The organism is Helicobacter sp. (assembly GCF_014799995.1).
Classification (GTDB): Bacteria; Campylobacterota; Campylobacteria; order Campylobacterales; family Helicobacteraceae; genus Helicobacter_D.
In genome coordinates, this window is the sequence record NZ_JAAVGY010000043.1 from 34,354 (window position 1) to 61,119 (window position 26,766).

General features: G+C 39.3%; 23 protein-coding genes. All 23 read right to left on the reverse strand.

What is annotated here, in order from left to right:
• Positions 1–9: 9 nt before the first annotated feature.
• The gene (locus HDT10_RS06800; RefSeq protein ID WP_290881517.1) at positions 10–2,829 is read right to left on the reverse strand and encodes a molybdopterin-dependent oxidoreductase; all 2,820 of its coding nucleotides are present in this window, start codon (positions 2,827–2,829) and stop codon (positions 10–12) included.
• Positions 2,830–2,846: 17 nt separating this feature from the next.
• Positions 2,847–3,041: a hypothetical protein gene (locus HDT10_RS06805; RefSeq protein ID WP_290881519.1), complete on the reverse strand. Its 195-nt coding sequence runs from the start codon at positions 3,039–3,041 to the stop codon at positions 2,847–2,849.
• A gap of 168 nt (positions 3,042–3,209) precedes the next feature.
• Positions 3,210–6,044 (reverse strand): molybdopterin-dependent oxidoreductase, encoded by a 2,835-nt coding sequence (locus tag HDT10_RS06810; protein ID WP_290881521.1) that lies wholly within the window; start codon positions 6,042–6,044, stop codon positions 3,210–3,212.
• Positions 6,045–6,059: 15 nt separating this feature from the next.
• Complete coding sequence (locus HDT10_RS06815; RefSeq protein ID WP_290881523.1) at positions 6,060–6,254, reverse strand: twin-arginine translocation signal domain-containing protein; 195 nt, start codon at positions 6,252–6,254, stop codon at positions 6,060–6,062.
• Positions 6,255–6,347: 93 nt separating this feature from the next.
• Positions 6,348–6,953 (reverse strand): molecular chaperone TorD family protein, encoded by a 606-nt coding sequence (locus tag HDT10_RS06820; RefSeq protein ID WP_290881525.1) that lies wholly within the window; start codon positions 6,951–6,953, stop codon positions 6,348–6,350.
• Between the two features lie 9 nt (positions 6,954–6,962).
• Positions 6,963–8,540 carry a 4Fe-4S binding protein gene (locus tag HDT10_RS06825; protein WP_290881527.1) on the reverse strand — a complete coding sequence of 526 codons (1,578 nt, stop codon included), beginning with the start codon at positions 8,538–8,540 and terminating at the stop codon, positions 6,963–6,965.
• A 279-nt stretch (positions 8,541–8,819) separates the two neighbouring features.
• Positions 8,820–10,328 carry an NADH-quinone oxidoreductase subunit NuoN gene (gene nuoN / locus HDT10_RS06830; protein WP_290881529.1) on the reverse strand — a complete coding sequence of 503 codons (1,509 nt, stop codon included), beginning with the start codon at positions 10,326–10,328 and terminating at the stop codon, positions 8,820–8,822.
• Complete coding sequence (locus HDT10_RS06835) at positions 10,329–11,975, reverse strand: NADH-quinone oxidoreductase subunit M (RefSeq protein ID WP_290881531.1); 1,647 nt, start codon at positions 11,973–11,975, stop codon at positions 10,329–10,331.
• On the reverse strand, positions 11,960–13,816 hold the full coding sequence (gene nuoL, locus HDT10_RS06840; protein WP_290881533.1) for an NADH-quinone oxidoreductase subunit L: 1,857 nt from the start codon (positions 13,814–13,816) through the stop codon (positions 11,960–11,962). Before nuoL ends, HDT10_RS06835 begins: the two co-directional genes overlap by 16 nt.
• A gap of 3 nt (positions 13,817–13,819) precedes the next feature.
• A complete protein-coding gene (nuoK, locus tag HDT10_RS06845) occupies positions 13,820–14,122 on the reverse strand; it encodes an NADH-quinone oxidoreductase subunit NuoK (protein WP_290881535.1) in 303 nt (100 codons plus the stop codon).
• Complete coding sequence (locus HDT10_RS06850; protein ID WP_290881537.1) at positions 14,109–14,675, reverse strand: NADH-quinone oxidoreductase subunit J; 567 nt, start codon at positions 14,673–14,675, stop codon at positions 14,109–14,111. Before HDT10_RS06850 ends, nuoK begins: the two co-directional genes overlap by 14 nt.
• Positions 14,668–15,312, reverse strand: coding sequence for an NADH-quinone oxidoreductase subunit NuoI (gene nuoI, locus HDT10_RS06855; protein WP_290881540.1), 645 nt, complete (start codon positions 15,310–15,312; stop codon positions 14,668–14,670). The genes HDT10_RS06850 and nuoI overlap by 8 nt, the downstream gene beginning before the upstream one ends.
• Entirely contained in the window at positions 15,309–16,307 is a 999-nt protein-coding gene (gene nuoH, locus HDT10_RS06860; RefSeq protein WP_290881568.1) for an NADH-quinone oxidoreductase subunit NuoH, read from the reverse strand. Before nuoH ends, nuoI begins: the two co-directional genes overlap by 4 nt.
• Positions 16,307–18,778: an NADH-quinone oxidoreductase subunit G gene (locus HDT10_RS06865; RefSeq protein WP_290881544.1), complete on the reverse strand. Its 2,472-nt coding sequence runs from the start codon at positions 18,776–18,778 to the stop codon at positions 16,307–16,309. The genes nuoH and HDT10_RS06865 overlap by 1 nt, the downstream gene beginning before the upstream one ends.
• Positions 18,778–19,674 carry a hypothetical protein gene (locus HDT10_RS06870; RefSeq protein WP_290881546.1) on the reverse strand — a complete coding sequence of 299 codons (897 nt, stop codon included), beginning with the start codon at positions 19,672–19,674 and terminating at the stop codon, positions 18,778–18,780. The genes HDT10_RS06865 and HDT10_RS06870 overlap by 1 nt, the downstream gene beginning before the upstream one ends.
• Positions 19,671–19,916 carry an NADH-ubiquinone oxidoreductase subunit E family protein gene (locus HDT10_RS06875; RefSeq protein WP_290881548.1) on the reverse strand — a complete coding sequence of 82 codons (246 nt, stop codon included), beginning with the start codon at positions 19,914–19,916 and terminating at the stop codon, positions 19,671–19,673. Before HDT10_RS06875 ends, HDT10_RS06870 begins: the two co-directional genes overlap by 4 nt.
• Positions 19,913–21,142, reverse strand: coding sequence for an NADH dehydrogenase (quinone) subunit D (gene nuoD / locus HDT10_RS06880; protein ID WP_290881550.1), 1,230 nt, complete (start codon positions 21,140–21,142; stop codon positions 19,913–19,915). Before nuoD ends, HDT10_RS06875 begins: the two co-directional genes overlap by 4 nt.
• A gap of 1 nt (position 21,143) precedes the next feature.
• Positions 21,144–21,947, reverse strand: coding sequence for an NADH-quinone oxidoreductase subunit C (locus HDT10_RS06885; RefSeq protein WP_290881553.1), 804 nt, complete (start codon positions 21,945–21,947; stop codon positions 21,144–21,146).
• A 9-nt stretch (positions 21,948–21,956) separates the two neighbouring features.
• Positions 21,957–22,466 (reverse strand): NADH-quinone oxidoreductase subunit B family protein, encoded by a 510-nt coding sequence (locus HDT10_RS06890; protein WP_290881556.1) that lies wholly within the window; start codon positions 22,464–22,466, stop codon positions 21,957–21,959.
• Complete coding sequence (locus HDT10_RS06895; protein ID WP_290881559.1) at positions 22,448–22,837, reverse strand: NAD(P)H-quinone oxidoreductase subunit 3; 390 nt, start codon at positions 22,835–22,837, stop codon at positions 22,448–22,450. The genes HDT10_RS06890 and HDT10_RS06895 overlap by 19 nt, the downstream gene beginning before the upstream one ends.
• 231 nt (positions 22,838–23,068) lie before the next feature.
• Positions 23,069–23,905 carry a S1-like domain-containing RNA-binding protein gene (locus tag HDT10_RS06900; protein ID WP_290881562.1) on the reverse strand — a complete coding sequence of 279 codons (837 nt, stop codon included), beginning with the start codon at positions 23,903–23,905 and terminating at the stop codon, positions 23,069–23,071.
• Positions 23,902–24,471, reverse strand: coding sequence for a hypothetical protein (locus HDT10_RS06905; protein ID WP_290881563.1), 570 nt, complete (start codon positions 24,469–24,471; stop codon positions 23,902–23,904). Before HDT10_RS06905 ends, HDT10_RS06900 begins: the two co-directional genes overlap by 4 nt.
• A gap of 79 nt (positions 24,472–24,550) precedes the next feature.
• Positions 24,551–26,455, reverse strand: a complete 1,905-nt coding sequence (locus tag HDT10_RS06910) for a menaquinone biosynthesis decarboxylase (RefSeq protein WP_290881565.1) — start codon at positions 26,453–26,455, stop codon at positions 24,551–24,553.
• Positions 26,456–26,766: the final 311 nt, after the last annotated feature.

Sequence of the window (26,766 nt, forward strand, 5' to 3'; positions counted from 1 at the left end):
ATCCTTTCTTTATGCCTTTTCAATCCGACAGAGACCACATTTAGATTCTGGACAAGCTGTGTTATAGTCAAATCCATAGCTTGAAATCATACTTGCTGATTCTCCAATTGCATACGGCGCAGTGCCTTCGGGATAGAGATTAAGTCGTGATTTGCCTTGGTCCATTCCCGAAAAGTTTTGTGGCAACCATATACTATTACAATCCACGCGTGTAGAAATTTTAGCAGGCACGAGGATTCGTGTATCCATTGTGCCATATACCCAAAGCATATCGCCGTTTTTGATATTCATCTCTGCGGCTTTATCAGGGTGAATCTCTACAAACATTTCGCCCTCAACTTCTGCTAAGTATTTTGCAGCTCTTGTTTCTGCACCTGTTCCCATATGTGCAACCATTCGCCCACTTAGCATATTGATAGGATACTCTTTAACCCAATCTTTTTCTTTTTGGCGACTGCGGTATTTGATATTTGCCCTGAAATGGTCTTTTTTATCCGGGAAACTTGGATATTTATCCACCAAGTCCCCACGCACAGAATGCAAAGGCTCACGGTGTAGTGGAATCTTATCATACCAATTCCAGCTAACCGCTCTTGCTTTACCATTACCATAAGGGCATAATCCTGCCTCTAACGCCTTTTCTACCAAAATATTTGTGCCATATCCATAAGGATAAGAATTATCTTTTGCCAATTCTCTCTCGGCTTCAGTGAGTTGGATTCCTAAAGATTCAGCATTTTCTGCTGTAACAGGCAAATGCCCACTAATCTTAGAATCAGGCAAACGGTGAGGAGAAAGCATACTTTTACCTGTGGCTTGGCTTGTTGCGCCCCAATTCGTGCGGAATCCCATTCCACCTCTCATAACGGGAATTTCATCATTATACAAAACGGGTGTTCCGGGGTGTTTGTCGCTCCAACAAGGCCAAGGCAAGCCATAGTATTCACCCTCAAATGGACCTGTGCCCTCAAGTGTAACTTTGTCAAACAAATGCCAATTTTCTTGGTGGGCTTTCAATCGTTCGGGGCTCATACCTTGCAAACCAATCGTGCGAATGCTTTGTGTTAGCTCTGTGGTTGCATCATCAGGCCAAATGAAGTTATCTCTACCTTTGGATTTTGCAATATCATAGAGGCTTTGTTGGTATTCTTTCAAGAATCCGAGCCGATTCGCAAAATCAAATAGAATCTCCTCATCAGGACGACATTCAAAGAAAGGTTTCATCACTTGCGAACGCCATTGATAACTGCGGTTTGTCGCTGCAAGGCTACCACTTGTCTCCATTTGAGAAGCAGCAGGCAAGCAGAACACGCCATCAGGCTTGTCAGTATAGACAGCAAAGTCATTCACATACGGGTCAATGAAAACAATGAGTTCCATTTGATTAAGGGCTTGTTGGTGTAAATGCAAAAGCGATGAAGTTGTCATACCTGTGCCAATCACTACAAGTGCCTTAATCATTGTATCACCATTGTTTGCAGCATTTTCAGAGTCAATTGCACCAAATTTCCATGTGGAAATAGCATAACCTGTTTTTTCCATCATTTGCTGGTTTTTGAAGCGAGATTTTAGCCAATCATAATCCACTTTCCAATGTCGTGCAAAATAACGCCAATTCTTTTCTGTCAAAGGATAATATCCGGGTAAAATATCGGGATTTGCGCTCATATCTGAACTTCCTTGCACATTGTCGTGCCCACGCAAGATATTCACACCACCACCATTTTTACCAATGTTTCCTAAGAACATTTGTAGAATCGGCATAATGCGTGTATTGCTCGTTCCCACAGTGTGTTGGGTAAGCCCCTGATTCCATATCAAGCACGCTGGTTTTGCCGCCGCCATTTCTTCAGCAATATGACGAATCGCATCTGCTGGAACTCCTGTAATGTCTGCTACAACTTCTGGCGGAAATTTCTTTGCCTCTGCGATAATCTCTTCATAACCATCGACTCTATCACGCAAATATTCCTCGTCATAGAGCTTTTTAGCAATGATATGATTGAGCATTCCATACGCAAAGGCAATATCTGTCCCGCTGCGGATTCGATGAAACTCATCGCATTTCGCTGCGGTTTTGGTGAATCTAGGATCTACGCAAACAAGTTTGCAACCCTTTTCTTTGGAACGCAAAATATGCACCATAGAAACAGGGTGATTTACCGCTGGATTCGCCCCGATAATCAGGATATATTTAGAAAACATCATATCACCAAGGTGATTTGTCATACCACCATACCCAAATGTATTTGCCACACCCGCAACCGTTGGGCTATGACACACGCGATTACAATGGTCAAGATTGTTTGTGCCAAAGAATGCTGTAAATTTGCGGATATAATAAGCTTGCTCATTAGAGCACTTTGCACTCCCAATGAACATCACTGCATCAGGACCATATTCCTCGCGGATTTTGCCCAATTTATCGGCAATTTTGCCCATTGAATCTTCCCAACTCACGCGTTGCCATTTACCATTTTGTTTTTCCACAGGGTAACGCAATCGCGTTTCACTCCGTGCTCTATCAATTAAATCTGCACCCTTGCAGCAATGCCCACCTTGAGAAATCGGGTGATCTTGCGCGACTTCTTGACGCACCCAAACATCATCGACAACTTCAGCAATGATTCCACAACCCACAGAACAATGGGTGCAAATCGTCTTGATTTTTTGCGATTTGGGATAACGTTCTTTAAGCTCTTGGCTTGAAGCTTGACGCATTGTTTTTTGCGTGTCGCCAAGCACTGCACTCGCGCCGACTAAGCTTCCAAGTGCTGTCATTTTCAAAAACGCACGTCTGCTATTGCGTCTTTTAATTGTTTCGCTCATATCCTACCTCCTTTCTCTCAATGTGCAACGGAATAATAAAGATTCCATTGTTGTGTTGGGCGATAGAGAATCTCAAGTTTAGGCGATTTGCCGCGCACGAGATTTTCACTACTTCCTTTTTTGCCACAGCCTGCGAACACAACGCCCGCACTTGCCGTAAAAGCCACAGATTTTGTGGCGGTTTTCAAAAACTCACGTCTGCCTTTTTCCATAAGGACTCCTTTTTGAATTTGTGGTGATTCCACAGAAACCAAAATAGAATCCCTATGAAATCACCTTAGCAAAGATTTAACTTACCCTCCTTAAGATTAGGGTAAGCAGCAAGTGCTCCCCTAGTATTTTTTAAGCTATAAGTCGTCATTCCTAACATTTGACACTCCTTACGCTTTCTCTATGCGGCACAAACCACATTTTGTTTCTGGACAAGCAGAATTGTAATCAAATCCATAACTTGCAACCATACAAGCAGATTCCCCAATCGCATAAGGTTTTGTGCCCTCTGGATACATTTCAAGTCGTGATTTGCCTTGGTCCATTCCCGAAAAGTTTTGTGGCAACCAAACACTATTGTAATCCACTCTTGTGGAGAGCTTAGCAGGCACGAGGATTCGTGTATCCATTGTGCCATATACCCAAAGCATATCGCCGTTTTTGATATTCATCTCTGCGGCTTTATCGGGGTGAATCTCTACAAACATTTCACCCTCAACTTCTGCTAGATATTTCGCACTTCTTGTTTCCGCACCTGTTCCCATATGCGCTACAAGCCTACCACTAAGCATATTCACAGGGAATTCATCTACCCAATTTTTATTTTCACCGAGTTCTTTTTGGCGACTGCGGTATTTGATATTCGCCCTGAAATGGTTTTTCTTATCAGGGAAGTTGGGATACTTATCAACCAAATCTCCACGCACAGAATGCAAAGGCTCACGGTGCAATGGAATCTTGTCATACCAATTCCACACATTCGCTCTTGCTTTCCCATTACCATAAGGGCAAAGTCCTTGCTCTAACGCCTTTTCTACAAGGATATTGTTACCAAATCCCATAGCAAAGCTAGTTCCGCCAATTGCTTCCTTTTCTGCCTCTGTGAGCTTAATGCCGAGTGATTCCGCATTTGCCGCAGTTACAGGAGCGTGTCCGCCACTATATTTTGCATCTGGCAAGGAACGAGGAGTTAGCATACTTTGACCACTAGGATTTGTAACGCCCCAATTCACACGGAATCCCATTCCGCCACGCATTACAGGAATTTGGTCATTATACATTACAGGCGTTCCGGGGTGTTTGTCGCTCCAACAAGGCCAAGGCAAGCCATAATAATCCCCTTTAAATGGTCCTGTGCCCTCAAGCGTAACTTTGTCAAACATATGCCAATTTTCTTGGTGTGCTTTCAATCGTTCAGGACTCATACCTTGCAATCCAATACTTCGGATACTTTGTGTCAATTCCACTGTCGCATCTTCTGGCCATACAAACTTATCTCTTCCTTTAGATTTCGCAATATCATAAAGTCTGCGTTGGAATTCTTCTAGGAATCCTAATCTCTCCGCCATTCCAAATAAAAATTCTTCATCAGGACGACATTCAAAGAGAGGCTCCATTACTTTAGAACGCCATTGATAACTGCGGTTTGTCGCTGCAACACTGCCGCTTGTCTCCATTTGAGAAGCCGCAGGCAAGCAGAATAGATTATCTTTTCTATCTCCATAAATTGCCAAGTCATTAACATAAGGATCTACGAAAACAACCAAGTCTAGCTTGTCCATTGCTTTGCGTTGCAAGTCTAGCAAAGACACCGTTGTCATACCTGAACCAATAACAACTAGAGCGCGCAATTTAGTGCCCGCATTATTTTCCATATTTTCATCATCTAACACGCCAAATTTCCAAGTAGAATGCGCGAATCCGGTTTTCCCCATCATTTCTTTATCTTTAAAGCGAGAAACCATCCAATCATAATCTACTTTCCAATGTCGGCAGAAATGTTTCCAAGCTGGCTCACCAAGCCCATAATATCCCGGCAAAGAATCCGCAAGGTTTGTCATATCGGAAGCACCTTGCACATTGTCGTGCCCGCGCAAGATATTCACGCCACCACCATTTTTACCAATATTTCCTAAGAACATTTGTAGAATCGGCATAATACGCGTATTGCTTGTTCCCACAGTGTGCTGTGTCAAACCTTGATTCCAAATCAAACTTGCAGGTTTTGCGCTTGCCATTTCCTCTGCAATATGACGAATCGCATCTGCTGGGATTCCACACACATCTGCTGCAACTTCAGGAGTAAATTTCCTTGCTTCTTCCATAATAAGCTCATAGCCATCGACTCTGTCTTTGAGATATTGCTCATCATAGAGTTTTTTAGCAATAATGTGATTCAATAAGCCATACGCAAAGGCAATGTCTGTCCCACTGCGGATTCTATGAAATTCATCACATTTTGCTGCGGTTTTAGTGAATCGTGGGTCAATACACACGAGTTTTGCACCTTTTTCCTTTGCGCGCAAAATATGCACCATAGAAACAGGGTGATTTACCGCTGGATTCGCACCAATAACCAAAATATATTTAGCAAACTGCATATCGCCAAGGTGATTTGTCATACCACCATACCCAAATGTATTTGCCACACCGGCAACTGTTGGGCTGTGTCAAACGCGAGCACAATGGTCTATATTGTTTGTCCCAAAGAATGCTGCAAATTTTCTAATGTAATAACTTTGCTCATTAGAACATTTTGCACTGCCTAGAAACATTACTGCATCTGGTCCGCTTTCCTCTCGGATTTGCTTAAGTTGTGCCGCAATTTTATCCATTGCTTCATCGTATTTAAGTCTAACCCATTTGCCATCTTTTTTCTCTAGCGGATAGCGCAAACGCGTTTCACTTCTTGCTCTATCAATCAAGTCTGCACCCTTGCAGCAATGCCCACCTTGAGAAATTGGGTGGTCTTGCGCAACTTCCTGTCGCACCCAAACGCCATCGACTACTTCAGCTACGATTCCACAACCCACAGAACAATGGGTGCAAATTGTTTTGACTTTTTTAGACTCTGGATACCTTTCTTTCAACTCTTGTGTAGTTGCTTGACGCATAGTTTTTTGTGTGTCATTTCCTAATGCAATACTTGCGCTAGCTAAGCTTCCAAGAGCGGTCATTTTCAAAAACGCACGTCTGCTATTGCGTCTTTTAATTGTTTCGCTCATTTTTCACCTCGCTTTTTATTTTGCAACAGAATAATATAAATCCCATTGCGGTGTTTTTTGGTAAAGAATCTCTTTTTTGGGCGATTTGCCGCGCACGAGATTCTCACTTGTGCCTTTTTTGCCACAGCCTGCTAGTGCAATACTCGCACCTACGACTGCTACGGAAGTTTTTGCGGTAGTTTTTAAAAACTCTCGCCTATTCTTTTCCATAATGGCTCCTTATTTAAGATTTGGGATAATCCCACGAAGAATCTTGAATCAAGAACCTTCGTGAAACTACCTTTTGCCATTTCCTATTTCTTACTATACTGCGTAAAACTCCTTTTCAAACTTGATAAAAGATTCCAAGATAAGTGCAATGGCTAGATAAAATTTCGCATCTTTACGCATTTTTATTTCCTCAACCAAACCCAAAAAGGCTTTTTGACTAAATAAAAAAACTTCTTTTGCTAGCTCTGCATTACCCACTTCCAACAAATGACGCATAAAGCCACAAAGGAATCCCAAATGTTCCTCTGTTTCTTTAAAGCTATCTGTATTTACACGCACATTACTTTGCTTCATTAAAGCTCTCATTTTAAGCAGAGATTGTCCGTTGATACAATTCTCATAATAATGTGAGAGGTGCATACCGACTTGTTTCTCTCCAAAAGGCAGCGCAAAAAGACGAGAAAACTCCTCTTTGATATTTTTGATTCCATTATTCTCTAATTCTTGCTTGAGCAATAGCATACTCCCCTCTGCCTCTTGATTGAGTGGCGCATTAAGCAGAATCGCTAATTGTTCTTTGGCAATCCCGACACGTTCCTCTAACATCTCAAAAACCAACAAGCCATTAAAGAAATCATAATACAAAATACGTGCATTCTTTAAATCTAATTGCTCTTGTTCGCTCAAATTATCTAACATTTACTTTCCTTATCCTCTGACTTCACTTGCTACATCAAGCATTACCTTGACTTTGCAATCTGGACAGCATTGGATTGTCTTTAATTTTTTAGAATCGCTAGCAAAGGAATCCCCGATAAGCAACATTACTTTTTCTATGGATTTTTTAGTGCTAAAGACTTTCCCACATTCCACGCATAAAAAAGGCTCATCTTTGGCTAATTCTTGACTTTTAAAAGACTTGGAATTCAGCATTATTCCCTCTTTGCTAAGCTCCATAGCCTCTTCAGGACAAGATGCAACGCAATATCCACAGGTTGTGCAAAGACTCGCATTAAAACGCAAAGAAAAATCATCACTCCTTGCAAAGAGAGCATTCACATTGCAAGCCCCCACACAAGAGAGGCAAAGGGTACATTTTGAGGTATCAATCTTGACCTTACCATAAAAAACCGATGATTTACGCGCAGGAGTTGCGGGCACACTTTGAGCCAAGCCATAGTCATTTTCTTTAATCATATATTGCAAACGTTGCGTGAAAGATTCACGATAAGGTTTATTATAACGATTCTGATACAAATAAGATTCTATTTGTGGCAATTCTTGTGCAATTTTACTTAAAGATTCTAATTGCTGCACTGCAATAATAGCATTGCATTGATAAATCTGCTGCGTGATATTGTTTAAAAACTCCATTGGAGCACTGCAATCTTGTGTATAAACAACTAGCGCATATCCACTCGTTTGCACCATAGTTAATAAATCATTCTCATTTAAGATTGATAAACTCGGCAAGACAAGAGGTAGAAAATCAGCAGGCAAAGTTTTGTTTTGTGCGACTAAATTTCTATAATCCTGCAAGCTACACAAAAAGATTTTTTGCCCTCTAAAAAGATTAATGATTTCTCCCAAGCCCTCTTTAGGAAGCTCCTCATATTCTAAGCAATTTGTCGGACAAACTCCCACACACGCACCACAATGAATACAATCAATGGGAGAGAAAACTAATTCCATTAAAGTATCCTCATTGCTCACACCAAAGGTTGGGCAAACACTAGCGCACCTTGCGCAATGCTTTTCTCTACGATGATGGTATTGGCAAACATTCTCCTGATAGCCAATCATCTCTTTGTATGGATGAGTGCCTATGTTTTTTTGTAATTTTTCCAATAAGCTTTCGGGACTTTCAAAGTCTGCCACATTATACACGCCCCTAAAGCGTAACAATTCCTCTTCATTCACAAACAACACGGCTTGCGCAAATTTTACTATTTGTTCCTCATTTAATTTCGCACTAAACGCGCCAAAATATCCGCTGAAGTTTTCTAGCGATTCTAAATTCAGCAAACAAACTTCAAAATGTTCTTGTGCCAGCCTAGAGAAATCTTGCACTACTTGCGGAATCACTCCCTCTGCCTCATTGGCATAAAGAATCGCAAGACTTGCGCCAACCTGTGTTTCTCTACTATTCTCCAATGTAAAATCATCTATAATTTCTTGCATTTTATTCAGTATGGAGAGTTTCAGTTGGTAATTACTTTCTTGTTTGTCTAATAGCAAATTTCCAAGCGGTAAAGATTCGGTATTGAGATTAATAGACGGATTCATATTTCCTCATAACATTTGATAATTTGAATATTATTGAATACCCTATTCAATCTTAAGTTCGCATTTTAGTCGCTTCACGCTAAAAAGTCAAGATTTATTTAACATTTGTCATTATATAAATTTATATATAAACAACCTAAAATTGCAATAGATGAGATGGGGATTTAAAACCAATCTATTTTTTATAATACGAAATTGATAATTTGACTTTTGTGAAAAGTTTTAAACCAATGGGATAAAAACTTTAAATGAAAGACAAATTCAAAGAAGCCAAGACTTCTACTGAAGTCTTTGGCAACTTGGAATCCAAGCATTATTACAAAACTCTACGATTCCAGCTAACAACCCATCTACAAAAAATGCAGAGAAACAAACATAAAGCGTTGCGATTCCTATGACAATCTTGAGTGGCAAGGTCGCATTTTGTGAATAAATGCTCCCATCACTAATCAAAGGGTCTTTTAAGAACATATAAACAATGAGTTTCAAATAATAATAAGCCGCAATCGCACTATTAATTGCCATTGCAAAAGCTAGAAATAGATAGCCTCCATTAATTGCCGCACTCATCAAATAAACTTTGCCCCAAAAAACAGAAAAAGGCGGAATCCCTGCAAGAGAAAGCATAAATAATCCCATAATCACCGCTGCTAATGGGCAAAGCTTAATAAGTCCTGAAAATTTTTCATAGGAATGGTCATAACGTTTATCCCAAATTTGCTCTTTGGTACGAGAAATCCATAACATCGCAAAGATTCCGAGATTCGTAAAAAGAAACAATATCCAATATAAAAATAACGCACTATATGCTTGTAATCCACCAATCAACACTGCACTAAACGCAAAACCCGCGTGAGAAATAGAGCTATATGCTAGCATACGTTTCACATCTTTTTGCACGAGTGCCACAAGATTAGGCAAAGTCATCGTAATCACAATGAGAAAATAAAAAATATTATGCACCCATACAAGTTCCATAAAAAAATCAAAGATTCTAATCGCAACCACTAAGGCTGCAATTTTAGGAACAATAGACATAAAGCCAGCAAGAAAGGAATTAGAACCCTCATAAACATCGGGCGTCCAAGTATGGAATGGCACTAAAGATGCTTTGAAACCAATAGAGGCAATAAAGAATACTACTCCACTCAATACCAAATAAGCGGGCTGATAATCGTTGATTTCTAAGACAATCCGAATCCCCTCCAAGTCCAAATGCCCAGTGGCTGCATAAAGCAACATTGAGCCAAAAGCAAAACAACCAGCCGACAAAGAACCCATTGTAAAATATTTAATGGCTGCTTCAAATGCAGTGGCTCTATTGTGCATTGCAATGAGCGTATAAAGCGCAAGCGAGGCGGTTTCTAATCCTAAAAAAATTACAATCAAATGATCACTGCTGACCATAAATTGGAATCCTGCGCACATAAACAAAAAGAGTGCGTAATATTCCGGATAAGCAAATTCGTGGAATCTATTGTAACTCAAAGTCAAAGGCACAAATAAAATTGCCGCAATGAGAATGATGACTTGTCCTAAAAGTGCGATTCCATCAATTAAAATCAAATCAAAAAAGGCTCTAGATTCGCTACCTATGCCAAAAAACATAATATAACCCAAATCAAGACCCAAGAACAAAATTGCAAGCATTGTGTAGAGTTGTTTATTGGTGCTTTTTAGGCACATATCCACAACCAAAATCAAAAGTCCCCCTACAATTGCAACTAGCATAGGAAAGATACTAAAAATATTTAAACTCTCTAATGGAACACTAAAAATTTCTAACATCTACTTTCCCTCCTCTTGCAAAGATTCTTGAGAATTTTGCAATAATTCTTTTATTTCCTCTAATACTTTTGTATCCTCTAAATTTTCAAGATTTTCGGCATTTGGCAGATTTTCTTCTTGTGGAGAATTTGGCACTTCTATCATCTCTATCGCAAAAAAACCTTGAGCTTCTGGAGTGGTGGTGCGAGAATACATTACCCCAAGCATATTTTCTACGCCTTTATTGATAGGAGCTAAAATAGGCTTAGGATAAACACCAAGCCAAATCACAACAGCAACCAATGATAATAAAGCACTCCATTCGCGTTTATCCAAATCTTGCAATTTCAAATTTTCTTGATTGGCAACCTTTCCATAAAATGTTTTACGATAGAGATTGAGCATATAAATTGCGCCTACAATAATGCTAATCCCTGCGATTCCTGTCAAAATCGGCGAAACCTGAAAGAATCCAAGCAAAGATAAAAACTCTCCCACGAATCCCATTGTAAGAGGCAATCCCGCTGAAGCCATCATCATAATTCCAAAAATTGCGGCATAATGGGGCATTACCTTTGCGATTCCACCAAACTCAACGATAAGTTTGGTATGCCGCCTCTCATAAATCATTCCCACGAGCATAAAGAGTGCGCCACTAATGATTCCATGACTTAACATAAAAAATACTGACCCAGAAATCCCCTCTATATTGAGTGCAAAGATTCCAATCATAATGACACCCATATGCGAAATAGAGCTATAAGCAACGACTTGTTTCATATCCTCTTGAGCAAAAGCCACCATTGCCCCATAAATAATCATTATCAAAGAAAGAATCGCAACAGGCATTAAGAGTGCAACGCTTGCATCGGGAAAAAGTGGCAAAGAAAAGCGCACAAAGCCATAAGTTCCCATTTTTAGAAGCACTGCTGCAAGAATGATAGAACCAATTGTCGGGGCTTGTCCGTGCGCATAAGGCAACCAAGTATGGAATGGAAACATAGGCACTTTGACTGCCAAACCACAAAAAAACGCAATAAATAACCACATTTGTAAGTTTTTTGGAATCACGCTTAGACTATACCATTCCAAAAGAGAGAATGTCCAAACACCACTCACGCTAAAATAATAATAGGCTAAAAACAGAATCCCAATTAGCATAATCATAGAACCTAAAAAGGTATAAAGAAAAAACTTCACTGCGGCATAGATTCTACTGCCACTCCCCCAAGCACCGATGATATAAAGCATCGGCACTAAAGAAAGTTCCCAGAAAATATAGAACAAAATCATATCCAATGCACAAAAAACGCCAATCATAATGCTTTCAAGACACAAAAGAGAGATGATAAGCTTTTTGGTTTCTTGACTTTCGTTAAGATATATCAACCCAATGAAGCTAATAAACGCACTTAGCACAATCAAAAAGAGGGAGATTCCATCGACACCCACAAGATAGCTAATGCCAAAATTCATTACCAAAGGGAGCGAGGTTACAAATTGGAATCCATCGGAGCTTTCATCAAAGCTATACCATAAAAGCAACGTCAATCCTAATTCAATCAGGCTAATAACCACTGCATAGGCTTTAAGATTCTCTTTGATACCAATAGCTAAAATTGCTCCAACCAATGGAAAAAAGATGAGTAAAGTTAAAAGGTAGTCCATACGCCCTCCCTATAAATAAATACAAGTAGCAATAAAACTACCACGCCAAAAAACATAATTTTCAACATTTTAGAAAGATTTCCACCTTGAATCCATTGCATACTTTCACCACTGCTATTAAGGAATCTTGCGATTCTATCCACAATAAAATCTATCACATGCTTATCTCCAAGCCAAGCGATTTTAGAGAGCCTAATGTAATTTTGAATGAACAATTTATCATAAATGTAGGGGATATAATATTGATTGCTCAAGAATTTATAAATGAATGTTTCTTGCCATTTGGGAGAAAAACCACCTTTGCGATATTTCAATACAGCAAAGGCAATCCCACACAAAGCCACAAACGAGGTAAGGAGAATGAGATTCCAAATCGTTTGAGATTCTAAATTGGCATTAAAATCAGGCAAAGTCTGCATTACAAAATGATGAAAGTTTGGCTCAAAAAATCCTGCAAACACCGCTAAAATCCCTAATGGCAACATTGCATAAAGCATATAAGAATAAGCCTCGTGAGGATGCTCCTCGTGCTTTTTCTCTCCAAAAAATACAAGCATAATCAATCTAAAACTATAAAATGCAGTTAAAAATGCGCCCAACAACAATGCTCCCCACAAAACATAAGCTCCCGAACCAAATGCTGCTTCTAGGATTTTATCTTTGGAGAAAAACCCAGAAAATGGATAGATTCCCGCCAACGCAATGGAAGCTAGAATCATTAAAATTGCAGTATATTTTAACGGGCGATAGAGTGCTCCCATTTTAGAAATATCTAATTTATCGTGCATTGCGTGCATTACATTCCCCGCTCCCAAGAATAATAAGGATTTGAAAAACGCGTGCGTTGCTAAATGGAAAAGTGCAATCCAATAGGCTTCTAAGCCCGCAGCAACAAACATATAACCCAATTGTGAGAGGGTAGAATATGCAATAATGCGTTTTAAATCTTTATTCACCAATGCCATCGTGGCTGCAAAGAGCGCAACAAATGCGCCAAGACTTGCAATCAAAAAGCCAATCTCTGGAATCATTGCATAAAGTGGATTCGCACGAATCACCAAATAAACCCCCGCTGTTACCATTGTCGCCGCGTGGATTAATGCAGAAACAGGAGTAGGTCCTTCCATCGCATCGGCTAGCCAAGTATGCAAAGGGAATTGGGCACTTTTCCCCATTGCACCCACAAAGAGCAAAACACCCATAGCAATCAAAATCCCTTTGGGTGCTTCATACACGCTACTCAAAACTTCTTCATAATTCAAAGTGCCAAAAGTCCAATAAATCAAAAAGATTCCAAGTAGCATTCCAAGGTCTGCGATTCTATTCATAATAAAGGCTTCGTTTGCCGCAAAAGAGGCGGAATCGCGTTCATACCAAAATCCAATCAACATCCAAGAGCAAAGTCCTACACCCTCCCAGCCGATAAACAATCCTGCGAAATTATCACTCATTACCAAAATGAGCATAGAAAAGACAAAGGCACTTAGATAAACAAAGAATCTATTAAAACTCTTATCGTGGCTCATATAACCAATGGAATAAATATGCACACACAAGGATACGAGCGTTACGACCAACATCATCGTTGCACTCACACTATCTACCAAGAATCCAAAAGGAATATAAAGCCCCCCTGCTCCAATCCAATCCATTAATACAACTTTGACAATCCCGCCTTGTGCAGTATGAACAAAGAGCAATAAAGAAGCTAAAAACGAACAACCAAGCATTAAAGAAGCAAAGATTCCAACCCCTATAAACTTTTGTTTCGAAGCAAATGGAATCCCAAACAACGAACCTACTAATGGCGCAAACAATGCGGTATATAAAATCGCTTCCATACCCTAGCCTTCCATAATTTGTAGTTTGTCTAAATCTAACGTATGATGCTTCTTATACCAAGCAATCAACAACCCAACTCCAATAGCAACTTCGCTTGCTGCTACGGCAAGAATAAAAAACGCAAACATTTGCCCATTTAAATCTCCAAGATATTTTCCAACAGCAACTAATCCCACATTAACAGCACTCAATAAAATTTCTGTGGAGAAAAATAACATTAGTAGATTTTTGCGCCTAAGCATTCCAAAAACACCAATGACAAACATAAGACTTGATAAAATTAAATAATGATTAAGCGTTATCATTTTCATCCCCCTTAGGTGCTTGCTCGTTTAAGGTTAAAGAATAACGCATTCCTTTGCCTGCTAGCACAATTCCCGCAATCATTGCGACAAGCAACATCATCGCCGCAATCTCAAAAGGAATCAAAAACTTTGTAAAAAGCACATAGCCTATCATTTGCACATTTCCGATTCCCTCTTGCAACGGAATCGTGGCTTCTAAATTCGTCAGATTCTGCGTGATAATAGGTGCAACCATTACAATGACGAGCAACAATGCGCCAACTCCACTTAAAATAAACAAAACTTTTGGATTGGAAATTTTTTCGTTTTGTAACTTTTGAGTATCAAAGAACATCATCGCAAAGGCATAAAGTGCGATGACTGCTCCGGTATAAACAACAATTTGCACAACTCCCAAAAATTCTGCTCCAAGCAAAAAGAAAAATGCAGAGACAAAAATCATTCCTGCCGCCAATGCACTCAAGGCATAAAGGATATTTCGTGTCGTAACGACTATCAAAAACATCGCCAATGTTAGTGCGCAAAATGTATAAAACGCAATGGCTTCAAGCATTTATTTCCTCCTTTTGTTTGACTTCTTTGCTAGATTCTTGTGCGTTAGAATCCTCTAAATATTTTAAAGGAGTGGCTTTAATGCGTTTATCTGCATCTATGCTCACGCTCCCGACACCCAAAAATTCGGATTCTTGTCCCTTTAATACCCTATCAATAGGAGTAAGCATATCATTTTTAAGTGCGAAAGACGCTCTTTGCTCACTTGCGTTTTCATATCTTTTACCATGCACAATCGCAAGCTCTGGGCAAACCTCCGCACACAATCCACAATAAATACATCGCCCAAAATTGATACTATATTCAAAGACTTTTTTGCGCTTGTCCTCTCCATATCCTGTTTCCATACGAATACAATTTGCCACGCAGATTTTCTCACACAATCCGCAGCCAATACATCGCTCATTGCCACTTTCAAGCAAACGTTTGAGTTCATGCACTGCACGATAACGTGGGCTAAGTGGTAATTTCTCCATTGGATATTGCACTGTGTGGATTTGTGCTTTGTAAAACTCTTTAAACACAAGCCATAAACCTATAAATAATTCACCCTTTAAGGCGCGATTCCAGAATCTTACAAATTTTTGAGTATGGCTCAATAAAGGTGTTTGCTCAACGATTTTGACATATTTACTCAATTTCCACCTCCTAAGCATACAAGCCCCGTAATAAAAACATTCAAAAGCGCAAGTGGGAATAATACCCTCCAACATAGCCCCATTAATTGGTCTGGACGCACGTGAGGATAGGCTGCTCTTGCCCACATAAACAAAAAGATGAGAAAACTAACTTTTAGGAGAATCGCGATTCCACCGGGAATGAATCCAAGAGGATTAAAGCCTCCCAAGAAAATTAAAGACACAACAAAAGACAATGAAATCATACTCGCATATTCGCCGATAAAAAACATTCCCCAACGCATTCCCGCGTATTCTGTCGCATATCCTGCGACAATTTCTGCTTCGTGCTCTAACAAATCAAAGGGGGTTCTATTCAACTCTGCATAACCCGCAAACAAAAACAATACAAAAGCCAAAGGTTGTGAAAATACCAACCAATTCGTGATTCCGCCCTCTTGATAATTGTTAATATCAATCAGAGACAAAGAACCAACCAACATTAAAGGTGCTAAAAGCGATAATCCCGAAACAACTTCAAAGCTAAGGAGTTGCACCGCCGTCCTAGCCGCTCCCAAAATTGACCATTTACTATTTGCGCTAATGCCTCCAAGTAAGGGACCATATAAACCAGCAGCACCAACACCAAGCACAAACAGAATCCCTACATTAATGTCAGAAATAATTGGCGCAATTGTATATCCAAAAAGTTCAAATTCAGGAAAAAACGGGATAGGAGCCATTGCGATAAAAGCCGTAGCAGCAGTAATTGTCGGTGCGATTCTAAAAATAATACGATTTGCGCCACTAGGCACAATATCTTCTTTGGTAAAAAGCTTAATCCCATCAGCTAAAATTTGCAAAACCCCAAAAGGTCCAACCATCATTGGACCTAAACGACGTTGAAAAAACGCTAAAATCTTACGCTCTACATAAGTTGTAAAACCCGCTAATGCCGAAAAAATTAGCACTACAATCAGAATTTTAATCAGTGTTTCAATGATATAATTCATAATCAAACCTTTAAAGAAACATTTGCATAACGCGTCATTGGGAAGAATTTAAATTCCTCCAATCCGCACACGCCAAGTGCCGCAAACTCACCTACCATTCCCTTATCAATGATTGCTAAAGCCTCTATCACTTCCCCATTTGCGAAGCGCACTTCTATCGTTTCTCCTGCTTGAACCCCAAGCTTCTTAGCATATTCTTCGCCCAATTGTAAGCCATTTTTGGAATCCAAATACAAAGATTGCAGAGTGCTTTTTGAGAAATGCGCTACTGCATTGCGTGCGTAAAGATTATAGGATTCTAACTCCGCTAATTCTACGGGTGAAATCTCCAAAGGTTCTTTTGGGAAATGCACGCCTAGTAAATATCCACGAATTTCAGAGCCATCATTTAAAAATCCGAATTTCAAATCATCATATTCTACACTTTTAAAGCCTTTTTCTATCGGTAATTCTGGCGTATAATCTATTGTGTATTCACTTTCTAATCCCAAAGCTTTGGCAATATCATTGAGTTCATATCCATTATAAGGCGTTGCGGGAGCTAATGGCACAACGCGTTTATCCACATTGACGAGTGTGCCCTCTTGTTCATTCAAATAAGGCATTTGAAGCGCATTTTCTGCACCTACGCCAATTTTATAGTTTCCTTCCACATTATAACCAATGCTATAACCCACTTTTTCTTTATCTAACTCACAAATCAAAGAGATTCCAAGCGCGTTTGTGCTCGGCGGAAGCAACAGAATCTTGACTTCGCTTAGATTTTCAATATAGCCCAAAATCCTCGCGATATTATGCGCATTTTTTGCACGATACACATCAAAGCCGATAATTAAAACAGGATTCTTTGCTTCCTCTAAGGCTTTTTTTGTCGCCTCTATGGAATCCCTAATAGAATCGCCACAATATTCATATAACGCACTTGTTAGGATTTCCACTTCTTGGCTTATGTTTTCTGTTTCTTCTTTTTCTATGAATTTCTCATTACCCTCTTCATCTAAGAGCACATTTCCTTCTTTATCTAATTCTTTGACTTTGACTTTTTTCTTGACTTCTTTTGTTATCGTCTGCATTTCTTTGCGTTCATAATGTTCCACTTGAGCCTTTAAAGAGATTGGCATTTGCTCTTTTGGAATACACACACTTGCAAGCAATAACGCCAAAGCCTCCTCGCTATCTGGCTTGTAGATTCCATTGATAGCAGATTTGACAAAACGATTCACAACCACATCTTGCATCGTGTGGAAATAGGCTAAATTTGCGCCTTTGTTTTGCTTCATTGCATTATTGATACTATGGGTAATCACAGGCATATCATAACTCAACGCCCCACCAAAACACATCACAAAAGTGCTTTTGGTAATGTCTTTTTGACTCGCATTACCCAATGAGCCACTAACTTTCGTAAAAGAATCCAAAAATGCTTTAAAAGGATAAACCTCTTTGCAGACTAATTTATAGCCGAATCTTTCTTTTAAATGCTGCAAAATCAAGGCTTCCTCGTTGCTTAGATTCCCGGCAAAGCTAATTGTTTGCGCTTCTTTAAAAGCCGCAATGCTTGCATTAAAAGACATTTTATCTTTTTTTACTTTCTGATTGTTTATATCAAATGCCAATCTTCCCGCTGGACAAAGGGTAGAAAAGTTCCAATCACTACTGACGCGATAAACTTTCTTTTCATTTCCTCCGATTCCCTGTTGCTTGACTTCGTAAGTGATTGCACAGCCATTCCCACAATGCACGCAAGTGCTTGGAATCTTCTCTAGCTCCCACGCATTGGAGCGATATTGGAAATGCTTTATAGTCAATGCACCCACCGGACACACACTCACGCATTCGCCACAATCTCCGCAAGCTTCAGATTCCACACCATTTAAGCCAATGAGAGATTTTTTGGATTTAGTCCAAACGCCATAAGCATCTTTTGGCATACTCTCCTTGTATTCCTTAGGAGGCATATCCCCTTCACGTTTTTGAGCTTTAATGTGTGCTTTACCAATTTTATCCTTACAGAGCGTTACGCAACGTTCGCACACGATACAGAGATTCGGGTCATAGACTGCCTGCCCCCACGCGCCAAATTTCTTATCATCATCTTTCATTGCATAGTTTTGCTCATCTACCCTCACATAATGTGTGTAATTCTGTAATTCACATTCGCCACTTTTATCACACACACCGCATTGCAAAGGGTGATTGACAACATAAGTCTGCATAATCGCCTTGCGTTCTGCCTCAATCTCTGGAGTATTGACAAAGATTTGCATTCCATCTTTGACTTTTGCATTACACGCATACACACGCTTACCATCGGCTTCTACCATACACATTTTACAAGCAAGCGTGGGCGATGCACAAGAAAGATAGCAAATCGCCGGGATAAACACTTCATTGGCGCGTGCAGCATTGAGGATACTCTCCCCCTCCTCACAAAGAATCTCACAACCATCAATTGTTATTTTTATTTTTTCCATTACGCCACCTTGCTTACTTTGACTTTTTTATAGCAAAAAGTATCATTCAAATCCCAATCATTCTTTAAATCAAATGCTTGTGGAATCCACAGAATCCCAACCATACCTTTTAAGTCTGCATTGTGATGTAATTTTGCTTCCATTTCTTTTTGGGATTCTAAAAACTGCACTTTGATTGCGCTGTTTTCCTGTATTTTACCCACTTGGCTAAACTGCTTGGAAACTTCCAAAATTGGTTCTGTAAGCGGCTTTTGTTGCAAATATGCCACCAATCCATCATAGCATTCTAATTCCTCTAGCGATTCTACGGCTTCCCTTTGAGGTATCATTGAATCTTTGGATGTGGATTCTAAAAATACTATTTCTATTGATGGGAATGCTTTGCAAAAAAGTGCCAAAATTCTCCCGATATTCCGCGCTCTTTTATGGGTGCTCAAATCCTTGCCTAAAACAATAACGCTCGTTTGCAATACAAGGCTTCGTGCAATTTGCTCTAATTCCTCCTCCGATAAATTACATTCCGAAGCAAGATTGCCTATATCCAAAGACTGCACAAAGCCTTGTACTTCCGAATCTCCCCCATAGACATTATAAAACACATTGGCAAGTAAGGCAACAATTGCTTCCTCGCAACCCACTTCATAAAGAAAATGCGAAAGATTTGGATAAGGATTGAAATTCAAAGGATGAAGCAAAAAGGCGTAAGGGGGATTGGGATTCTTTTGGGATTCTAAAGAGCTCAAATTGATTCCTTTTTGTTTCAATGCAGAAGCAAATTCCTCAACGAAACCACCAAATAACAAAAGATTTTTGCCTTTCAATATATCATTCTCCAACGATTCCATAAATTTCGCCTCTCCCCCATTTGCCAAAAAAGATTCCACTAGAATACTCATTGGGCAACCTCTAATGTTTCTTTTCTGACTACAATTGTCCAATCTACCTCATTGAATCGCAAGGAGTTTAATAGGGTATTTCCGCTTTTTTGAACCAAATCCGCGCTTTTTTGGACATTATCAAAATCCAAGACTTCAAACAAAAAGATTCCTACTTCCCCAACCTCTAACTCTTGGTTTAAAATAGCTTCCAAACGCGGACAAAAATCATTCTTTAAATGGCGCAAATCAAAACGTTTCATCGGTCAATCTCCCCAAATACGATATTGGTATTTCCAATAATTGTTACAACATCTGCCAAATAATGTCCGGGCAATAAATCTTGCAAAACCCCTGTATGGAAGAAGCTTGGAGTTCGCATTTTGACACGATAAGGATAAGGCTCACCCTCTGAACGAATAAAAAATCCAAGCTCACCCTTAGGAGATTCTGTCGGTACATACACTTCCCCTACCGGTGGGCGCATTCCTTGTGTAACTAGGACAAAATGCTGCATTAAAGAATAATTTTGCGTCATAATTTGTTCTTTTGGTGCAGAAAAATAACGTGTATCCTCACACATAATCAAAGAATCTGTCCCTTGATACTTCTCAATCAACTGATAAAGCAAGCGGATACTTTGGCGGATTTCTTCCATATACAGTAAATAGCGCCCATAACTATCATTGCTTTCTCCCACAGGCACATCAAATTCTAATTCCTCATACATTTCGTAAGGCTCTTCCTTGCGAATATCCCACGCGATTCCACTTCCTCGCAGCAAGACACCGCTCAATCCCCAACTTTTTGCCATTTCAGGACTGACGACCCCGACATTTTCTAATCGCATACGCCAAATTCTATTTTCACTCAAGATTCCTTCATAAAGCTTAATCTGACTTGGCAACAATTCCAAATATGCCTTGAGTTTTTCAATCCAACCCTGTGGCAAATCTAGCGGCACACCTCCGATTCTCACACTAGAATGCGTCAATCTTGCCCCGCAATAATCCTCTATTAAATCAATTCCAAATTCACGTTCTCTAAAACAATACAAGAAAATGCTCATCGCGCCTACATCTAATGCGTGTGTAGCCAACCAAAAAAGATGCGAAATGATACGATTAAGTTCCAAAAGCATCGTGCGAATCACTTTTGCGCGCCTAGGCACTTCCACACCCAATAATTTCTCCACACTCAATGCAAAGGCATAGTTATTAGAACTTGCGGCAATATAATCCATTCTATCAGTTGTAGGCAAAAACTCGTTATAAATCATATTTTCTGCCATTTTTTCCATTCCACGATGCAAATACCCCACATCTGGCGTTGCTTTGATGACTTTTTCACCCTCAAGCTCTAAAATCAAACGTAACTGCCCGTGTGCGCTCGGGTGTTGAGGACCAAAATTCACCACCATTGCATTATCACTAATGCGGTCAAAAGCAATATTTTCATAAAATGGCATTAATTTATTGGGTTGTTGCATCTTACTTCCTCTCTTTTAGCTCTTTGGTGTTTTCTGGCTTTAACTTCGTTACAAACAACACACCCTCTTCCTCTTGATAAGCAATAGGCTGCGGTTTTTCTGCTCCTTCTTCTATTTTTTGTCCATATTCTACTTCATAGCCTAGATGAGAAAAACGTGTGGAATCATAGCGATCAATTCGTGCGGAATCTCTTTGCTCTGCGCCAATCACCTCACGATATTCTTTCCCAAAAATCGTATCCACTTCATACCATTGTGCCGCTTCATCGCCTTGTAGAGGATAGCTTTTTAACAAAGGGTGTCCTACCCAATCATCGGGCATTAAAATGCGTTTAGGATAAGGGTGTCCTAAGGGGAGAATCCCAAACATATCATACATTTCACGTTCGCTCCAATCCGCACTACGAAACAATCCCGTTACGGATTCTATTTTTTCATTTTTGCGCAAAAAAGTCTTCACACGCAAACGTCTAGCGCGGCTCATAGAAAGCATTTGATAGAAAACTTCAAATCCGCCTTTTTGCTCTAAATAATCTATTGCGCTCAACTCACTCAAGACATCATAACCCATTGACTTTAAAGTCGCCAACGCACGATAAATAGAATCTTTTTCTACCCATATAACTAATGTCCCGCGCTCAAGATAAGATTCCATAATCTTTACCTGTTTGCCGAAAATTTCTATATCTGCACTATAAACCGCGTCATTTGTTACAGGCTCTCTTGGAATCTTTGGAGCGACATAGAATCTATCTTTGTAATAGACTTCTTTTTGCGCATTGCTTTTTGGCTTATACTTTCTCATATCATTCCTTTATACTAGACGCTTGGGAGATTGCGCGCGATTGGACTTTTGTTTGCGGATTTTTTGTTGTAACACCATTAGGGCATATTGCAAAGTCTCTGGGCGAGGAGAGCAGCCGGGTAAATAAATATCTACTGGTATAATTCTATCCACCCCTTGCACTGTGGCATAAGTATTAAACATTCCGCCTGTGTTTGCACAGCTTCCCATAGAAATCACCCATTTGGGTTCAGGCATTTGGTCGTATAAGCGTCTGACAAATTGCGCGTGCTTTTTCGTAACCGTACCTGCAATAATCATCACATCACTTTGTCTCGGACTTGCTCTAAAAATCGTACCGAATCTATCAAAATCATAGCGACTTGCTCCTGTTGCCATCATTTCAATTGCGCAACACGCCAATCCATAAGTCATTGCCCACAGCGAGTTACTGCGCCCCCAATTCAATAATTTATCTACACTCGTTAAGGCAATGGGCAAGCCTCCGCTCTTGAGATAATCTACTTCATGCTCTGCCATTGTAATGCTCCTTTTCTCCACGCATAAACAAAACCAATTACAAGCAACAATACAAACAAAATCATTTCAATAAAACCAAACAAACCAAGCACTTTAAAATCTACCGCCCAAGGAAACATAAAAATAATTTCCACATCAAAAAGAATAAACAACAACGCCATAATATAAAATTGCGATGAGATTCTATTGGGTTGTTTTGTAGGGGCTAAACCGCATTCATAAGGGGCTAATTTTAGCTTTTGGGTTGTTTTATTAGCTAGCTTGCGTCCAACAAATCTTGAAAGAAATGTTGTCATTAAAAACGCTCCAAAAGTAAAAACAAAAATCACAAATACGCCAAAATAGGGATGAGAAATATCCAAATGAGACACGCGCAAATCCTTAAATTGTAAAACTTTCTTGTGTATCCTAACATAGTTTTCTTAAAATTTAAAAATAAATCCGATAAAAAGCGCAAAAGATTGTTACAAATCCTGCTTATAAAATAGCACTAGAATTTATAAAAAGTCAAATTTTCTATTACTTTTTATGGAAAATTTTCTATATTCTTATCGCTTTTAATGATACAAAAAGAAACACTGCAAATGTGTAATCCTCTTGTCCTACTTTAATTCAATGCCGACTTTTGGGTTAAGCGTGATTTTGTTTTCTCGAAGTAAAACACTTAAAGCGCGCTTAAAGGCTTTTTTACTCATAGAGCATAGAGATTGAATCTCTTGAGGATTGCTATCATAGTGCAATGCGAGCTTCCCGCCTTTTTGTCGCAGAATCTCCAATACCTTTTTGCCCTCTTGCAAATCAGAGCTTTTTTCTCTAGGATTCTTTAAACTCAAATCACATTTGCCATTAGAATAAATGCGCTTGATAAATCCTTCACGTTCGCGACAAAGTGGCAATTCCTCAAACACTTCATTTTGATGAAGCAACCCCAAATTTACACCATTAATAACACACTCATAGCCCAAAGGTGAGATTCTAAAGGGTAGAATCTTAACCTTAAATCCAACCTTGAAACTACTTAATTTCTCGCAAAAATTACTCAAATAAGGTTTAATATTTTCCTTTGCTATCAAGCGATTCTCTCTATCCACGCTCAAAAATACCACCACTTCACTGCCCAAAGGATACTTTTGAGGCGTTTTGGTCGGCATAAATACATCTTTAGCGATTCCCAAATCCAAGAAACAACCAAAATTACTTTTATCTACCACCTTTAAAACCGCAATTTCACCCCTTTGCGCCTTAGGTGTTAAAGTCGTGGCTATGGGACGATCTTGCGAATCCGTATAGAGAAATACTAGGATTTTATCCCCTACTTTTGCGCTTTGGGGTAAATATTTATTAGGTAGCAATACTTCTGCATTTCCACTTTGCAAATATGCACCCGCCTTAACAAATCGTGCAAGTTCTAGCTCTTTACAAATCCCAACCTCTATCAATCAAACACTTCCTCTAAAATCTCATAAAGACCGCGCCCCAATGGCATACCATAAACCTCTGAAATCTGCATTCCTACAAAAAATATCATCACCATAAAAACAACAAATCCAATCAAACCCAAAGTCAAAAAAGTTTTGATGAGTTTTAGATAAAATTGTTCCTCCAAAACATCATTGAGTGTCTTATAAAAAACCAAAAAATCCACAAAGAATTGCAACCAAAAGATAAAAAGCCCCACCAGCACAACACATAAGATTCCAAAAATTATCATTGAAACATACGGGGAGAAATTCACACTAAACTCATAAATATGCGCTTCCCACATCAAAACTGCATAGCCAATATGCAACCCAAAACCCGCAAGATTGAGCAAAAGTATAAAAAACACAAACCCCACTACAAGTTCAATGACACTGGAATATTCGCGAAACTTCTTGTGCATATTTTTCTTAATCACACTATCCTCTAGTCCATTACAGCGCAACTCCATAATCTCTGATTTTAGATTTTTCAACCAATTTTTACGCGTTTTACTCTCTATTTTTGTTTGCACCTTTGCATTCATTATTTAGCCTTTTTAAGTTTCACAAATTTAATACTTCAAATTCTACTTAAAAATTGTCAAGTAAAACTTCACATTTTGTTTAATGGTAAGATTTGTCAATATGAAAAGTGCGATAAAAACTCTCCAAATCCCCAAAATCACTTAATAGCCCGAGTGATTCCAATCGTTCCAATACTGCACGGGAGCAATCTGTTTCTTTGGGCCACTCACGCATATAACTATCGCGCGTGTCTTTGTCGCACGCATCAAGCAACAAAGTTTTCCCGATAATCTTTAAATCACGTTTTACATCTATATTATTAACTACACGCCAAAGCAACATATAAAGATTATTTAAATCATTTTTTGCCGCATCTACTATCACAACAATACGCATAGATTTTTGCAATAATTCTATATTTTTTAAATAAGATTCTGCGCTCATTGGCGCGCCCTTTAGACTTTCTAAACTTGCTTGCTCCAATGCTAGAAACGCTTTTTTGAGGCTTTCTTGTTTTTGGATTCCTACCAATACGATAGGATTCTTTGTCTCCTTATAAATTTGTCGGACACTTTGGACTTGACCACTAGGGCTTAAAATCTCGCTTAAGATTCCATATAATTGCTGCTCATCAAGTAATTCTAATTCACTTTCTACTTCTAAAGAACGTGTGCAATCCAAACCTAATTTGCCTCCTTGAGCAAAACTAGGCGAAGCGTGGTCTAGGGCATCACACACCCCCTCACTCATTAGACAATTTTCTACGCAAAAACGATTCAAAATAAAAGGGACAATCTCTGCACTTTGCAAACTCGGCGCATTCTCTCCAACAAAAATCGCGTGTTTTACAAAGCTCATTTGCCCTACTCCCCAAAAGGCATGCATACTCTGCTGCGCAATGTGCGGGAAACGCGCCTTAATCTTTGCCAAAATCAAATTATGAAACACTCCATTTTCAGGCATATAATAATCTATCAAATTCGGTGTTGTAGTTTGCAAAAGTGGTAAAAAAATCCGCTCCGTTGGGAATCCTAGATACTTATCTTCCAAAGGTGGCTTACCTACGACCGTTGCGAGATAGATAGGATTTTTCTTGTGTGTGATTGTACTAACTTCTAGCACAGGATAAGGCTCAATGGGAGTATAAAATCCCGTATGGTCTCCAAATCGCCCTTCATCACGCATTGTAGGCTCTACAAATCCCTCAATCACGAAGTCAGCATCGTAAGGCACACAGATTTCATTACTCACACAACGTACCATTTTTGCCCGACTTTTGCGAATGAATCCATAGAGCATTAATTCAAACAAGCCATAAGGCAAAGGTGCAGTAGCACACCAACTATAAAGAGGGTCTCCGCCAATTGCGATACTCACAGGCATTCTTTTGTTTGCCTTATGGTATTCTTCTAGCAAGCCCACACTATCTTTATGAATCTGCCAATGCAATCCTAGATGATTCTTATCATAGACTTGTAGCCGATACATACCGAGATTTCGCACACTGCCATCTAGGCTTTGTGTGTAGCACTGCCCCATCGTGATAAATCTCCCGCCGTCCTCATTCCAAGTTTTAAGCACAGGAATCGCATTAAGATTGACTTCTGCTCCTGTGCAAATCACTTCTTGACACAAACCCTTTTCTTTCAAAATCTTTGGGGCTAAAAAGCGTAAATTGAGCATTTTTGGCGCAAACTTCAATGCGTCTTTCAAAGATTTTGGAGGTTTTAGCTTAATCATCTCTGCAACTTCTTGCGCGATTCCTCGCGTATCACCCACAAGCAACTGCACGCGAGAAAAACTGCCAAAAAGATTCATAAGCACGGGTGTTTCATAATTGATTTTGTTTGCCTTATCAACAGGATTTGTAAAAAGCAGAGCTTTGGAATCCTTACGCTTGACTTCTAAATATGCTAAATGTGGAATCTCCAATTCTACATCTAAGGGTTCTGTGATGATTTTTAACTCATTATGTGCCTTTAAGACATCAATCGTTTGTCGCATAATTTTCCTTGTTTTATCTCATTTAGGGAATTATATCTTAATTGTCCTTGCGAGCAAGTTTAATCTATACCCTTAAAGCAAAGATTGCTTCATTTCGCTTGCAAGGACATAGTGGTTTTTGTCATTGCGAGAATGCGTAGCATTCGCAGCAATCTATAAGTTTAGAATCAAAGTAGATTTTGGATTATAGATTGCATTCTTTTTATTTCTTCAACTTCCCTTTTAACTCACGCACTTTTTTGAAAAAGGCAAGGTAAGCAAATAATTTGCCCCCCCCCCCGCACAGAATTAGCAGTGATGAAAGTTTTGCC